Below are 14,865 nucleotides of genomic sequence, written 5' to 3'. Positions count from 1 at the left end.
ATGTAGTTGCCGCTTTAACTCTTAATTAGAGTACTCACAATAATATAGACGCAGCAGTCAGGATCTATATTATTAATTCAAATCAGGATGTTGCTGTAACCGACGTAAAGAACGTTCTCTGCGAGTTTGCTCTCGGCTAATATCCAACAGTAGATCTTCGATAAAGGCTAAATGACGATGAGAAGCTTCACGTGCTTTTTCAGGTTCTCTTGCCATTATAGCGGCAAAAATCTGTGCTCGATGTTCACTAACTGCTTTATACATTTCTTTACGGGTATATAAGAACTCGAAATTCTGACGAATATTTTGTTCTAACATCGGGATCATACAACGCAAAAGGTGTAATAAAACGACATTATGAGCAGCTTCAGTCACAATGAGTTGATATTGTAATACTGCGTCTGACTCTGCTTCTAGCCCGCCATTTTCTTGCGCTGTCTTAATTAATTCATAGCTTTGGCGAATCCGTTCAAGATCCTCATCTGTGCCACGAAGTGTTGCATAGTAAGCTGCAATACCTTCAAGGGCATGGCGAGTTTCAAGGAGATCAAATTGAGATTCAGGATTGCCTTCAAGTAGCTGAGCCAAAGGGTCACTAAAGCTTTGCCACATTTTCTTTTGTACGAAGGTTCCGCCACCTTGGCGGCGAGATAAAAGGCCTTTCGCCTCTAACGTTTGAATTGCTTCACGCACTGATGGTCGAGATACGTCAAACTGCTTTGCAAGTTCGCGTTCAGGGGGCAGCTTTTCGCCAGGGCGTAATGTCCCTTCGAAAATAAGATGTTCGAGACGCTGCTCTATTACATCTGATAACTTTGGTTGGCGAATTTTACCGTAAGTCATAATCTGCCATATTCATAAGTGAGTAACTATTGATTACGTATTACCCAGTGTTAATTGGTAATACCAATTTATTTATGGGTTAATAAAGTAACAAAGTATTCACTATCTGTCCATAAAGACCTTGCGCTAAATCATAAAATCCTGCAAATCTTAACAATTTTTTTTAAAATTTAGCATGAATTGATAACCTAATATGTAATTTAGCATGACATATTTTAACATTAAAAACGATTTTTTATGCTAAAACGCAAAAACTGAACCGTTAAAGCAACCAGTTGAGTGAATTCAAATTCACAATTAATGAATTTAAAAACAAACAACCCCCTTAATAGCAATTTTTACTCTCCAAGACTGCAAGTGTGTTAATTTTATGTTAACAAAACAGTTTAACCCAAACTTAACTAAAATTTATTTGATAGATTTACATTCAAGCCTATCCATTACCTTAGAATAAAATTGATGTAGAAAATAAAATAGCGCTGTAATGTTTCAATTTATTGATGAACAAAAAAAATGCAATAATGTTTCGATTGATGAGGAACTACAAATATTTCGTGGTAATCCCTTAATTCGTTGCAACCCCTTAGATATTTAAATCAATATCAAAGTACAGTTAGGCGATAAGTAAGTAGGATGCCCACATCCGACTTAACACGAATAGATAACGTGTATTAAAGCTTTATTAGCAATACTATGGCTAAGGCATCCCGAATTAATTAGATCAATTACCCATTCTTATCAATAAAACGCATAGACAAATCCATGGCTTTAATATGCTTGGTTAACGCACCAACAGAAATAAAATCAATCCCTGTTTCTGCGAATTCTTTTATCGTTGCTAATGTGACATCACCGGAAACTTCAAGTGCGGCTTTTCCTGCGGTTAACACGACAGCTTCTTTCATCATAACTGGAGTAAAGTTATCTAACATAATGATATCAGCTTGCGCTTTCAGGGCTCGTAATAGCTCATCTAAACTTTCAACTTCAATTTCAATTGGGACATCAGGATGTGCGTTACGTGCTAGTTCAACAGCTCGTTCAACTGAACCGGCCGATATAATGTGGTTTTCTTTTATTAAGTAAGCATCAGATAAACCTAGGCGATGGTTAAACCCTCCCCCCATCAACACTGCATATTTTAAAGCGGTCCTTAAGCCTGGGATAGTTTTACGTGTATCAAGTAACTTCGCTCTTGTACCTGTGATTTGTTTTACATATTCAGCAGTTATACTTGAAACAGAAGAAAGCGTTTGAATAAAATTCAAAGCCGTGCGCTCACCAGTTAATAAAATTTGTGATGGGCCATGCATCTCACAAAGAACTTGATTAGGAGCCACGGCTTCACCATCTTGGACCTTCCAATCAATTTTGACTTGCCCGCCAAGTTGAAGAAAGACTTCATCTAACCATTGCTTACCGCAAAAAACACCTTGTTCACGAGTAATAATTCGAGCACTCGCTTGCCTATCCGCATTTAACAACTGACCAGTAATATCCTTTTTATAATCAACAGATTGACCTAAGTCCTCTTTCAAAGCCACACTGACCATAAAAGGAATATCAATCTGTAACCGCTCAAAAAGTTTTTCGCGTCTTTGTTGTTCATCATATCGCCGTATAGTCATTTTTAACTCCAAAATATACACTCGCTTCGTTTCATCTATGCTAATCTTTCCGTTTGCAGATAACGAGTGCTAACAAAAAAGAAAAGAGAATACTATGGATAACGATATGAAAATACATAATGGTTGGCTAAATAATGTGACTCATATCCCTTCTCCACATCATGATGAGCGCCCCACTAATGCCATACCTTCTCTTCTAGTCATTCATAATATCAGCCTTCCACCGGGTCAATTTGGTGGACCTTATATAAATCAATTATTTACAGGGACTTTAAACCCTGATGAACATCCATTTTTTTATGAAATTAAACACCTTCGTGTTTCAGCTCATTGCCTAATACGCCGTGATGGTACAATTATTCAATATGTCCCTTTTCATTTACGAGCTTGGCATGCAGGCCAGTCTTCTTACCAGGGCCATGAAAAATGTAACGATTTCTCTATTGGTATTGAACTAGAAGGTACTGATTTTGATCCATTTACAGAAGAACAGTATCAGTCCCTAACTTATTTAACTAATTTGCTTACAATTGAATACCCACTAATTAAAAATAATATTACTGGTCACAGTGATATCGCCCCTGGCCGTAAAACAGATCCTGGTCCATTCTTTGATTGGCTATATTATAAGAATAAGTTAAAGAATTATTAGTTTAATAATTATTAGCGGATAATATCCATATTAAAATTATCCGCTAATGCAATATAGATACATTTATTTTCACCTAATTCATCCTAAAACCCCAGCTTCTATTTTATTCTTGTTATTTATTGCGAAGCTGCTCGAAGAAAAATGCAACCTAACCTACATTTCAATAAACATTTACAAATTGCTTCGCACTCTCTTTTTTAACCTCTAATTTCAAATTAAAAATCTAATTATGATAAAGCCTCACTTAACAACGGAGGTTTTATTTATGAATCAACAAGGCTTTTCACTCATTGAAATTATGGTAGTCATTGCAATCATATCAATTTTAAGTGCTATTGCGATCCCTGGCTATCAAAGCTATATGCAAAAAGCAGCGATTACTGATGTGCTCCAAACCGTCATCCCTTATAAAAACAGTGTAGAAATATGTAGTTTTAACCGGGGTAGTTTATCACAATGCAACGGAGGCAATGATGATATCCCTACCAATATAACCGGGAGATATATTAGTAAAATAGAGGTTAAATCAGGCGTTATTACATTTTCCACAGATAAATCACTAGCAGGCTTAAAGGTTATATTGACACCAACCATTCCATCCTTAAATACTCCCTTTAATTGGGCAGTTGCTTGTGAAAACAAAAATAATATCAAATTAAAGTCATTGTGCGAAAAAACCTTTGTATTTTAATTGGAAATATACATATGAATATAGCTAGAAACGATCAATTCATTTATAAAGAACTTAAGAGTCTATGTGATAGGAATTACATTATAATCATCGACTATAATCAAAAACGGTTATCTATAGCTGTAGTTAAAAAGCCGGATGATAATTTAATAGCCACATTAAAATTTATTGCCAGTGTCCCTGTATGCTATGACATTTGGCCGAAAGAAAAAATAGACCATTATTTCAATAATACAACACATGAAATAAAAGAGGAGGAGGCACATTATCAACCAAAAGAACCCGAGCCATTAAATACTTCATCCCCTGCGATTAACTTTGTGGATGAATTACTAAAAACAGCGGTTCATAAACGTTCATCGGATATACACCTTGAACCGACTAAGCATGGGTTGAAAATTAGATTACGAGTCGATGGAAAACTATATTTTATTCCTTCTCCTCCTTATGAGATTAATAGTGAAGTTATTGCTCGTATAAAAATACTCGCAAAAATGAATATTGCGGAAAAAAGACTTCCACAAGATGGCCAAATGAGTTGGTACTTTGACGGGCAAAATTATAGCATTCGTCTTTCAAGTATTCCGACAATTCACGGTGAAAAATTAGTCCTACGTATTTTGAATACACAATTAAAATATTCTTTAGAGCACATAGGGATGTGCTCTTCCCTTCTTGATTCATTAAAAGAATATTTAAATCGACCACAAGGGCTAATCTTAGTTACAGGGCCCACAGGAAGCGGTAAAACAGTAACTCTTTATAGTTACCTAGAATATTTAAATCAGTCCTCAAGAAATATAACAACCATTGAGGACCCAATTGAAATTCCACTACAAGGAATTAATCAAACCCAAGTTAATGAAAAATACAAACTTAATTTCTCTTTTATTTTAAGAGCACTTCTGCGACAAGACCCGGATGTCATTATGATCGGTGAAATTCGTGATGAAGAAACAGCCAAAATAGCGACTAGAGCAGCTCAAACTGGCCATCTAGTTTTGTCTACATTACACACAAATTGTACATTCAGTGCAATAGAGAGAATGAACCAACTAGGGATAGAAAATAGCCAACTAAAATCTTGTCTCAAAATGGTCATTGCACAAAGATTGGTACGAAAACTTTGTCCTCACTGCAAAGAAGCAATACCTAAGAAAACCAAACTACACGCTAACCATATAATAAATGAATGGTCAGCAAAAGGGTGTGAACTCTGTTTTTCTGGTTTTATGGGGAGAACCGCAGTTTATGAATATATCGACCATAAAAGCATCTGTGAAATACTCACAAAGAATACACTTGAGAATCCAAATAATTTTATTAGTCTTTTTAATGCAGGTATAGAACTTGTTGAAATGGGTGAAACAACTCTTCAAGAAATCTATTCCATTATCGGAAATGGAGTGAGTTAACATGTTTATTTATTCATATAGCGCCATTGATTTTAACGATCAACTAACACATAGTACGCTAATAGCGAAGAGTAAAAAGCAGGCTTTCATCAACATATCTGAAAGGAACTTAATTCCTATACACATAAAGCTAAAAACAATATTCACTTTAGACAAAAACAACATTAATTATAGAATTCATTTTTTTCATCAGTTATCTTTATTATCCTCATCCGGTATTAATCTTGTACAATGTTTGAAAATATTACAGACCAACTGCCAACTCCCCTTTTGGATTGATATTATTGAGAACTCAATAATTCATATTGAAAAAGGAGAAAAACTCTCACAGTACTTACAAAAATACCCAATAATCTTTGATGACACAGTAATAAGTATTATTACCATTGCAGAAAAAACAGGTCAATATGAGGAAAGCTTTAGTACAATCAACAAAATTTTAGAGCATAATAATAGAACATCACTACTTATCAACAAGTCAATACGATACCCAATAATCCTTTCTGTATTCTCAATAATATTATTATTCATTATGATGTTCTATGTCGTCCCCCAATTTGAGAGCATCTATGAAAATGTTACACATGAATTACCTCTCATCACAAAAATAATAACCTTTATCTCTAACTCCCTACGAGATTATTCCTCCTATTTATTTATTACTTTACTATTTGCATCCTTTATAGCATTTAAATTTAAGATGAAAACATTAGTTTTATTGAAAAAAACAATCATGCACCTCCCCATATTCAAAAAATCATTACAGTTTCATAATTTAAGCCTATATTTCTTAACGATGCACTCAACTATTAACGTAGGATTGTCATTATCTGAATGCTTAAAATGTACAATTCAAACTATCAGCAATCCTCAATACCAAAAAGACTGTAAATACGTACATATGTCGGTACATAAAGGAGAACTACTGTCCTGTGCAATGAAGCAAACCAAATTTTTCCCTGATTTATCTGTACAGCTAATGTCTATTGCCGAAGAATCTGGAAAAATACACTATTTCTCAAATTATTTATTCAAATATTATTCAGAGCAATATGTTTTTATTACAGAAAGAAACTTAAAAAATCTTGAACCTATTTTACTCCTTTTAATTGCTATACTGGTAGGAATGATCATGTTAGCAATGTATCTACCGATATTTAACTTAGGAAATGTTATAACTGAGTTATAAATAATTTTATGTAGATATGAATATGGTATTTCACCTTAAATATTTTATATAAAAATTTGTTTTTTAACCTATTCATCGTAATATTACTTTGGATGAAGACAAATGATTTATTTCAGTGTAATCTATTTTTTTTCAACGAGTAAATGAATAATCATATGCCTTATATAGTTGCTTTAACTGGTGGTATTGGAAGTGGTAAAACAACCGTTGCAAATGAATTTGCTAAACTTGGAGTCCCCCTAGTTGATGCAGATGTGATTGCTCGGCAGGTTGTTGAGCCAAATACCCCTGCCTTAGAAAGCATTACACGCCACTTTGGTAAGGGTGTTATTCTTCCGAACGGAGAGCTAAATAGACAACGCTTAAGGGAAATTATTTTTTCCAAGCCCGATGAAAAAAAATGGCTGAATGCTTTGCTTCATCCATTGATCCAGCAAGAAACACAAAAGCAATTTCAGCAAATAAATTACCCTTATGTGTTATGGGTAGTCCCTTTATTAATTGAAAATAATATTCATCATTTGGCCGATAGGGTATTAGTTGTTGATGTTACTACTGAAGAGCAAATTCAGCGTACATTAAAAAGAGATAAGACCAGTTTAGAACAAGTTACTAATATACTTAATGCACAAGTTAGCCGTGAAAAACGACTTAATTATGCCAATGATATAATAACAAACCATTCTCATGATACGGATCTCTCAGGCAAGGTCGCTGCTTTTCATAACCAGTACTTAACGCTAGCAAAAATAAAAAAATAGGAATTAAAATGGGCGAATTAATTGCAACAAATTTTATTACTTATGAATACCCAATGAATGAAAAAATTCGTTCGTGGCTGCGCCTTGAAACACTTTTATCTCAAATTTATGAGCTAAGTAATATTACTTCCTACTCTACTGGTATTGCCTTTTTCCGTTCTGTTTCAGAACTAATTGAAATTCTAGATAGAGGAGAGGTACGTTCTGAGCTCATGAAAGAGCTCGAAAAACAACGGATCCAGTTAGCGAATTGGGCCGAAGCGCCTAATGCCGATAACCAATTAATTTCTACATTGCTTGAACAATTATCTGAAACAATCTCCAAATTAATGTCAGCCCCACGTTTTGGCCACCATTTACGAACAGATAAAATTATCAGTATGGTACGTCAACGTTTAAGCATCCCTGGTGGCTGCTGTAGTTTTGATCTCCCCACACTACAGCTTTGGTTGAACATTTCACAGATCGAGCGAAATAAGTCCATCAATGGATGGCTACAAAGCCTCGACCCACTGAAGAATGCATTAAACACCGTTCTTACATTAATTCGACAAAGTGGAAATTTTGAGATAAAAGAATCTCATAATGGTTTCTATCAAGATAATGTCGAGGGTAAAGAGTTACTACGCATCAAATTATCCATTGAACATCTCATTTACCCGCAAATTTCAGGCCATAAAACACGATTTGCCTTACGCTTTCTACATATCGACAGTGAGAATGGTATACTTCCAGATGTTATTAATTTTGAGTTATCCTGTTGCTAGCTAGAGATATATATTTATGAGTGAAATCATTGAAGTAAATTGCCCTACATGTAAAAAGATCGTTGTTTGGAATGAAAATAGCCCTTTCCGGCCATTTTGCAGTAAACGTTGTCAACTTATTGACCTTGGTGAGTGGGCTAGTGAAGAGAAACGAATTGCTAGCCAAGGGGATATATCTGACAGCGATGATTGGAGCGAACAACCAGATAAATAATACGTTAAGTCGCGACAGCATAAAATTAAGTGGAAAATATATCATTGTGTATTTTCCACTTAATATCAATATCAGCTATTATGTTGATCACTTCTCTGCGTTAATAAATCAACAATGATACGATTTGCTGGAGGGAATTCATTTGCAATAAGATCATGTTGATAAACCCAACGCGAGTCTTGCCCTTCTTTACCATACGGTTCATTTTCCCACGAAGAAACTATGAAAAAATAGAGTGTAATGAAACGATCATCAAACTCATGATCAACGCGATGAAATAACTCGCTCTTAGTCACTATAATTCCAACTTCTTCTTCAAGCTCACGAACTAATGCTGCTTCAGGAGATTCATTAGTTTCAAGTTTTCCACCAGGAAACTCCCAAAAACCAGCCATATGTGAGCCTTCAGGCCGTTTAGTAATAAAAATTTTTTCCTGAGAATTACGAATGATCCCAGCTGCGATATGTAAATGTTTTTTTTCCATAATTTTTTCGTCAAAAAGGCGGGTTACCCCGCCTTTTCTTTATATTAGAGTTAATGATGAACTAGTTTAAGCGACCGTGACATTGCTTATATTTTTTACCTGAACCACAAGGACAAGGATCATTACGACCAATTTTATGACCTTGAGTTGCAATTTTAGCTTCATTTTCAGTCATTAAAGATTCAGCACCTGCTTCATGGCTTAATTGTTGCCTTTTCGCTAAACGCTCAGCTTCTTCACGACGCTGTTGCTCTAATGCTTCAACCTCTTCAGGTAAACGAACTTGTACCTTAGATAAAGTGCTAATCACTTCATATTTCAAGGCTTCAAGCATGTTAGCAAACATGCTGAAAGATTCACGTTTGTATTCTTGCTTAGGATCTTTTTGCGCATAACCACGCAAATGAATGCCTTGGCGTAAGTAATCCATTGACGCTAAGTGCTCTTTCCATAACGTGTCTAATGTTTGCAACATGACACCTTTTTCGAAATTACGCATCGCTTCTGCGCCAACAATTTCTTCTTTACGACCATAAACTTCAATCGCTTTTGCCATAATGCGTTCACGCAATGTTTCTTCGTGTAACTCAGGCTCTTTGTCTAACCACTCTTTGATTGGTAAATCGAGGTCAAAATCATTGACTAAACGCTGATGTAAACCTTCAATATCCCACATTTCTTCAAGTGATTGAGGTGGAATATAGGCATCCATAGTTGTGGTTAACACATCCTCACGAATGCTATCAACCGTTTCTTTAATATCACCGCCATCAAGTAATTCATTACGTTGAGTATAAATAGCACGACGCTGGTCACTTGCAACATCATCATATTCAAGTAACTGTTTACGAATATCAAAGTTGCGGCTTTCAACTTTACGCTGTGCATTAGCGATAGCCTTAGTCACCCATGGGTGCTCGATAGCTTCACCCGGTTTCATACCTAACTTTTTCATCATTCCAGTAACGCGGTCTGAGGCAAAAATACGCATCAGCGCATCTTCCATAGATAGGTAAAAACGAGATGAACCCGCATCCCCTTGACGACCCGCACGACCACGTAACTGGTTATCGATACGACGTGACTCATGACGCTCTGTACCGATAATATGCAAACCACCCGCCGCTAATACTGCATCATGGCGTACTTTCCAGTTTGCTTTGATCTCATCGATTTGCTCTTGAGTTGGCTCTTCTAATGCTGCAACCTCAGTTTGCCAGCTACCACCTAACATAATGTCAGTACCACGACCTGCCATGTTAGTTGCGATCGTCACGGCAGCAGCTTGACCTGCATTCGCGATGATATCCGCTTCCATTGCGTGGAATTTAGCATTCAAAACATTATGAGCAATTTTGGCTTTTTTCAATGCATTAGAAATCAATTCAGATTTCTCAATAGAAATCGTACCAACAAGAACTGGTTGTCCATTGGCGGTTCTTTCGCGAATATCTTCAATAATTGCTGCAAACTTATCAGTTTCGTTCATATAAACGAGATCAGGTAAGTCTTTACGAACCATTGGGCGGTTAGTTGGGATAACAATTGTATCGAGTTTATAAATTGAACTAAATTCAAATGCTTCGGTATCTGCAGTCCCCGTCATACCTGCAAGTTTTTCATATAAACGGAAATAATTCTGGAAAGTAATAGAAGCTAAGGTTTGATTTTCATTTTGAATTTCAACCCCTTCTTTCGCTTCAACTGCTTGGTGTAAACCGTCAGACCAACGACGCCCTTCCATTGTACGGCCGGTGTGTTCATCAACAATGACGATTTGACCATCTTTTACAATATAATCAACGTCTAAGGTAAACAACGCATGTGCACGCAAACCTGCCATTACATGGTGCATTAACATGATGTTAGAAGGCGAATATAGGGACTCACCTTCATCCATTAAACCTTCTTTTACCAGAAGCTCTTCGATTAATACCAGCCCACGTTCAGTTATGGTCACTTGACGTGCTTTTTCATCAACAGAGAAGTGGCCTTCCCCTTGGAAAGTGTCTGAATCTTCTTTCTCTTGACGTTGTAGATGTGGAATAAGTTTATCTACTTTTTGGTACAATTCAGAGCTGTCTTCTGCAGGGCCTGAAATAATCAGCGGTGTACGTGCTTCATCGATAAGAATGGAGTCGACCTCATCCACCAATGCATAATGCAATTTGCGTTGAACACGCTCTTCAGGGCTAAATGCCATGTTGTCGCGTAAGTAGTCGAAACCAAATTCATTATTCGTACCGTAAGTGATATCTGCCGCGTACGCTTCACGTTTTGCAGGAGGAGCCATACCTGGCAGGTTGATACCTACCGTTAGGCCTAAAAATTCAAATAATGGACGGTTATTTTCAGCATCACGTTTGGCTAAGTAGTCATTCACCGTAACTACGTGAACCCCTTTGCCACTTAACGCGTTGATATAAGCGGGCAATGTTGCCGTTAATGTTTTACCTTCCCCTGTACGCATTTCAGCAATACAGCGTTCATTCAGTACCATCCCACCGATAAGCTGTACATCAAAGTGGCGCATACCAAATACACGTTTACTGGCTTCACGAACAGTTGCAAATGCTTCAGGAATGATGCTTTCTAAGCTTTCACCTTTCGTTAAACGTTCACGAAACTCCACCGTTTTTGCTTTTAGCTCATCATCAGATAATTTTTCGAAGTCTGGCTCAAGGCGGTTAATTTTTTCAACTTCTTTACGTAAGCGGCGTAACGTGCGGTCATTACGACTACCAAAAACTTTGGTTAAAATCTTTGTTAACATGTTCTAATCTCTAATAATCAATTAATTGTTTTAAATTTTAATAAATTTTATGACATAAAACAGCGCAGCAATAAGCTGGCTTGTCATGAATGAAGATTAGGCTGTTAACGGACCGGCACGAATACCGTGAACTTGGGCAATCCAAATTGCAGGTTGGTAGGCAATAATATGAGGATAGTTATAATGACTAAATTGGATAACACTTTCATCCCACTGAAGTGAGCGCTGTGCTAACATGGCATACAGCGTATCTAACATCAATTGTGGAACAATAAGCTGTTCAGTCTCTTTTGTTGCAGCGTTTACATCATCGTCTTCCGTTGCCGAAAAAGCAAAAGTTAGCTGCCGAATGACATTCCTTACCGCATGTTGCTGCCAGTAATTTACTGAATAAGATGACGATGATGACGAAGAGCGTTGGGAATTTTGTTGAGCAAATAAATTGTCAAAAGCATTAACAGCTTGGTTTTGGCGATTAACTGGTGAAGAGTTAACCTGTGTATGTTGAGACTCTGATAACGCATTTAAAATTGTAGGCAAGCCGACACCCGTGGCAACCACACCTAATAACAGGTGGGACCAAAAGTATTTTCTACCAAGTTGTCGCCAAAAATTTAAAATGCCCATCAAACTCTTATATAATAAATAAGTGACAAAATTATTATTTGTAATTCGTTGTTTCATTCTCAGCTGGAGCTAAAAATGAGAGATAGTCATCCACAAGCACTTTTTGATGTTCTTGAAGGATCATTGGCAACATCATCGAACACTTTACAAACTATTCAGCGTAATGCAAAAGCAATTATCAAACTGAATCGGGCTGTAAAAGGGTTACTACCGGCTGAAATTAAACCCATGTGCCGTGTTGCAAACTACCGTAATAATATTATGGTCATTGAAGTGGCAAATGCCAGTTGGATGACCCGACTTAATTACGAAAAAATCAATCTTCTTTCTGCATTAAGAACATCTATTCTACCATCTTTATCTTCTATCGACATCAGAATCAATCCCGATCTTGTGCGAAAATCGAAGCAAAATAGCTCAGTAACTAAGCAAACAGCTTCAACAAGTCAAAAAATGAACGAACGTCAGATAAGCACACAAACAGCGCAAACACTTTTGAAATTAGCGGAAAATAGCCCGAAAGGATTAAAAGAAAGGTTTGAGCGGCTGGCTGCACTAGCCGGAGAGAGTACTAGTGCAACCAACAGAAAAGGCTAGCTTCGATTAGCTTTCGAAGGTAGCTGCATAATCAAGTATTATGCAAACACCGTTGAAGGTGCTTTGAATGCGACAGGCAATTGAGCTTCGTCTTCAAATGTGACGAGGTCCCAAGCAGATTCTTTCGCTAAAACTGCTTGTAACAGCTTGTTATTCAATGCATGACCTGACTTAAACGCAGTGAATGCGCCAATAATGTTGTGCCCACACATGAATAAATCACCAATTGCATCTAACATTTTGTGACGAACGAATTCATCTTCAAAACGTAAACCATCTTCGTTAAGAACTTTATAGTCATCAACAACGATGGCGCAGTCGAAACTACCGCCTAAGCATAAGCCTTTTGATTGCAGATATTCAATATCACGCATAAAGCCAAAAGTACGCGCACGGCTAATTTGATTTACAAATGATTCCGCTGAGAAATCAAGTGAGTAGCGTTGTGTGCTACTATCAATTGCTGGGTGTTGAAAATCAATTGTGAAATCAAGGCTAAACCCATTATAAGGTCGCATTTCAGCCCATTTATCACCATCTTCAACGCGTACAGTTTCTTTTATACGTAAAAATTTCTTCGCACAATTTAACTCTTCAATACCGCCATCAAGCAGTAAGAATACAAATGGTGCTGCACTGCCATCCATAATAGGGATTTCAGGCGCATTGACTTCAATAACAATGTTATCGATACCTAACCCTGCTAAGGCAGCATTCAAATGCTCAACAGTCGAAATACGCACGTTATCTTCATTAACTAAGCATGTACATAACATGGTGTCACGAACTGATTTCGCATCTGCCGGAAAATCAACCGGTGGATTAAGGTCAGTACGACGGTAGATGACCCCGGTATTGGCCGGCGCTGGACGTAATGTAAGCGTAACTTTCTTGCCGGTATGTAAACCAACACCAGTCGCTGTAATAATACGTTTTAGTGTCCGTTGTTTGATCATCGTATTTTTCTCGCAATGTTATAAGTCCTACTGATCATCATACAAGATAATCAGTAGGAAATTTTAGCACAAAAAGCGGAGAAACCAATATAAATAAAATTAATCGGCCTGCTTACGCAAGAACGCAGGAATATCAAGATAATCTGGTTCTTTGTTTGTTTGCGTATTTTGGTCGTTAACTGCTTTAGCAGCTGGTTTCTCTTCTGTTAATGAAGACATGCTATTTTGCATTTGCTGATAGCGTTGCTCCATTGACGCCTGCTGAGACATTTTGTTGCTAACTAAAGTAATTTCTGGACGTTTGTCCATACCAATACCTGTAGCAACAACAGTGACACGCAGTTCTTCGTGCATTTCTGGGTCAAGAGATGTACCGATTACCACTGTTGCATTATCAGATGCGAAGGCACGAATAGTGTTACCTACCGTTTCAAACTCATCTAAACGCAGGTCGAAGCCAGCCGTGATGTTAACTAATACACCACGTGCACCAGACAGGTCGATATCTTCAAGAAGTGGACTAGAAATAGCCATTTCTGCCGCTTCTTCTGCTCTATCTTCACCACGAGCAACACCTGACCCCATCATCGCGTAGCCCATTTCTGACATCACAGTACGTACGTCAGCAAAGTCTACGTTCATTAAACCTGGGCGAGTAATCAGTTCAGCGATACCTTGTACTGCACCTTTTAGTACGTCATTTGCCGCACCGAAAGCATCCAGTAATGAGATACCACGACCAAGTACTTTTAATAATTTATCATTTGGGATAGTGATCAGTGAGTCAACATGTTTTGACAACTCAGTGATACCCGCTTCTGCAAATGCCATGCGTTTTTTCCCTTCGAAATTGAAAGGTTTAGTCACAACAGCAACTGTCAGAATACCCAATTCTTTGGCAACTTCGGCAACAACCGGAGCTGCGCCAGTCCCTGTGCCACCGCCCATACCGGCTGCGATAAAGACCATATCTGCGCCATCTAAAGCATTACGCAGCGCTTCACGGTCCTCTTCAGCGGCATTACGGCCAACTTCAGGGTTTGCACCTGCACCCAGACCTTTGGTAATACCTGTACCGATCTGGATAGTTTGTCCAACTGCGGTTTTACGCAGCGCTTGTGCATCTGTATTGACAGCGAAGAATTCGACGCCTTCAATACGTTCACGCACCATGTGTTCAACGGCATTTCCGCCGCCGCCGCCAACGCCGATGACTTTAATCACCGCATCGTTGGTTAGCTCCATTGGTTCAAACATAATGTCTCTC

15 protein-coding genes are annotated in these 14,865 nt (G+C 37.6%); 8 read left to right on the top strand and 7 right to left on the bottom strand.

The genetic code is table 11. From position 1 onward, the window contains the following. Positions 1–72 precede the first annotated feature (72 nt). Positions 73–843 carry a pyruvate dehydrogenase complex transcriptional repressor PdhR gene (gene pdhR / locus G6Q48_RS16705; RefSeq protein WP_166267658.1) on the bottom strand — a complete coding sequence of 257 codons (771 nt, stop codon included), beginning with the start codon at positions 841–843 and terminating at the stop codon, positions 73–75. Between the two features lie 725 nt (positions 844–1,568). Next, positions 1,569–2,471, bottom strand: coding sequence for a carboxylating nicotinate-nucleotide diphosphorylase (nadC, locus tag G6Q48_RS16700; protein WP_166267656.1), 903 nt, complete (start codon positions 2,469–2,471; stop codon positions 1,569–1,571). A 106-nt stretch (positions 2,472–2,577) separates the two neighbouring features. Between nadC and ampD the strand changes: the two genes are divergently transcribed. The 7 genes from ampD (at position 2,578) to yacG (ending at position 8,160) form a co-directional block, all read left to right on the top strand. Further along, positions 2,578–3,123: a 1,6-anhydro-N-acetylmuramyl-L-alanine amidase AmpD gene (gene ampD, locus G6Q48_RS16695; protein WP_166267708.1), complete on the top strand. Its 546-nt coding sequence runs from the start codon at positions 2,578–2,580 to the stop codon at positions 3,121–3,123. Positions 3,124–3,388: 265 nt separating this feature from the next. After that, positions 3,389–3,814: a prepilin peptidase-dependent pilin gene (gene ppdD / locus G6Q48_RS16690; RefSeq protein WP_166267654.1), complete on the top strand. Its 426-nt coding sequence runs from the start codon at positions 3,389–3,391 to the stop codon at positions 3,812–3,814. Positions 3,815–3,828: 14 nt separating this feature from the next. Then, positions 3,829–5,229 (top strand): ATPase, T2SS/T4P/T4SS family, encoded by a 1,401-nt coding sequence (locus tag G6Q48_RS16685; RefSeq protein ID WP_166267652.1) that lies wholly within the window; start codon positions 3,829–3,831, stop codon positions 5,227–5,229. A gap of 1 nt (position 5,230) precedes the next feature. Then, complete coding sequence (locus tag G6Q48_RS16680; protein ID WP_166267650.1) at positions 5,231–6,418, top strand: type II secretion system F family protein; 1,188 nt, start codon at positions 5,231–5,233, stop codon at positions 6,416–6,418. 155 nt (positions 6,419–6,573) lie between these two features. Next, complete coding sequence (coaE, locus tag G6Q48_RS16675) at positions 6,574–7,179, top strand: dephospho-CoA kinase (RefSeq protein ID WP_102137402.1); 606 nt, start codon at positions 6,574–6,576, stop codon at positions 7,177–7,179. An 8-nt stretch (positions 7,180–7,187) separates the two neighbouring features. Next, positions 7,188–7,946, top strand: a complete 759-nt coding sequence (gene zapD / locus G6Q48_RS16670) for a cell division protein ZapD (protein ID WP_102137401.1) — start codon at positions 7,188–7,190, stop codon at positions 7,944–7,946. Between the two features lie 16 nt (positions 7,947–7,962). After that, a complete protein-coding gene (yacG, locus tag G6Q48_RS16665) occupies positions 7,963–8,160 on the top strand; it encodes a DNA gyrase inhibitor YacG (RefSeq protein ID WP_004262008.1) in 198 nt (65 codons plus the stop codon). 71 nt (positions 8,161–8,231) lie between these two features. On the opposite strand, the gene mutT is transcribed toward yacG, so the two are convergent. The 3 genes from mutT to secM form a co-directional block, all read right to left on the bottom strand. Then, a complete protein-coding gene (gene mutT, locus G6Q48_RS16660) occupies positions 8,232–8,645 on the bottom strand; it encodes an 8-oxo-dGTP diphosphatase MutT (protein ID WP_166267648.1) in 414 nt (137 codons plus the stop codon). A gap of 61 nt (positions 8,646–8,706) precedes the next feature. Then, a complete protein-coding gene (secA, locus tag G6Q48_RS16655; protein WP_102137399.1) occupies positions 8,707–11,418 on the bottom strand; it encodes a preprotein translocase subunit SecA in 2,712 nt (903 codons plus the stop codon). A 96-nt stretch (positions 11,419–11,514) separates the two neighbouring features. After that, a complete protein-coding gene (gene secM / locus G6Q48_RS16650; protein ID WP_102137398.1) occupies positions 11,515–12,045 on the bottom strand; it encodes a secA translation cis-regulator SecM in 531 nt (176 codons plus the stop codon). Between the two features lie 75 nt (positions 12,046–12,120). Here secM and G6Q48_RS16645 point away from each other — a divergent pair, with 75 nt between their 5' ends. Continuing rightward, entirely contained in the window at positions 12,121–12,642 is a 522-nt protein-coding gene (locus tag G6Q48_RS16645) for a DUF721 domain-containing protein (RefSeq protein WP_166267646.1), read from the top strand. Between the two features lie 38 nt (positions 12,643–12,680). Here G6Q48_RS16645 and lpxC read toward each other — a convergent pair whose 3' ends face one another. Together lpxC and ftsZ are read right to left on the bottom strand one after the other, a co-directional pair. Beyond that, a complete protein-coding gene (gene lpxC, locus G6Q48_RS16640; protein ID WP_004262020.1) occupies positions 12,681–13,598 on the bottom strand; it encodes a UDP-3-O-acyl-N-acetylglucosamine deacetylase in 918 nt (305 codons plus the stop codon). Between the two features lie 99 nt (positions 13,599–13,697). Continuing rightward, the gene (gene ftsZ, locus G6Q48_RS16635) at positions 13,698–14,855 is read right to left on the bottom strand and encodes a cell division protein FtsZ (protein ID WP_004262022.1); all 1,158 of its coding nucleotides are present in this window, start codon (positions 14,853–14,855) and stop codon (positions 13,698–13,700) included. Positions 14,856–14,865: the final 10 nt, after the last annotated feature.

Origin of the sequence: Providencia sp. M-27, from assembly GCF_011077905.1 — a bacterium.
Lineage (GTDB): Bacteria > Pseudomonadota > Gammaproteobacteria > Enterobacterales > Enterobacteriaceae > Providencia > Providencia huaxiensis.
The sequence above is the reverse complement of the archived record's forward strand: the minus strand, read 5'-3'. Positions and strand labels throughout refer to the sequence as shown.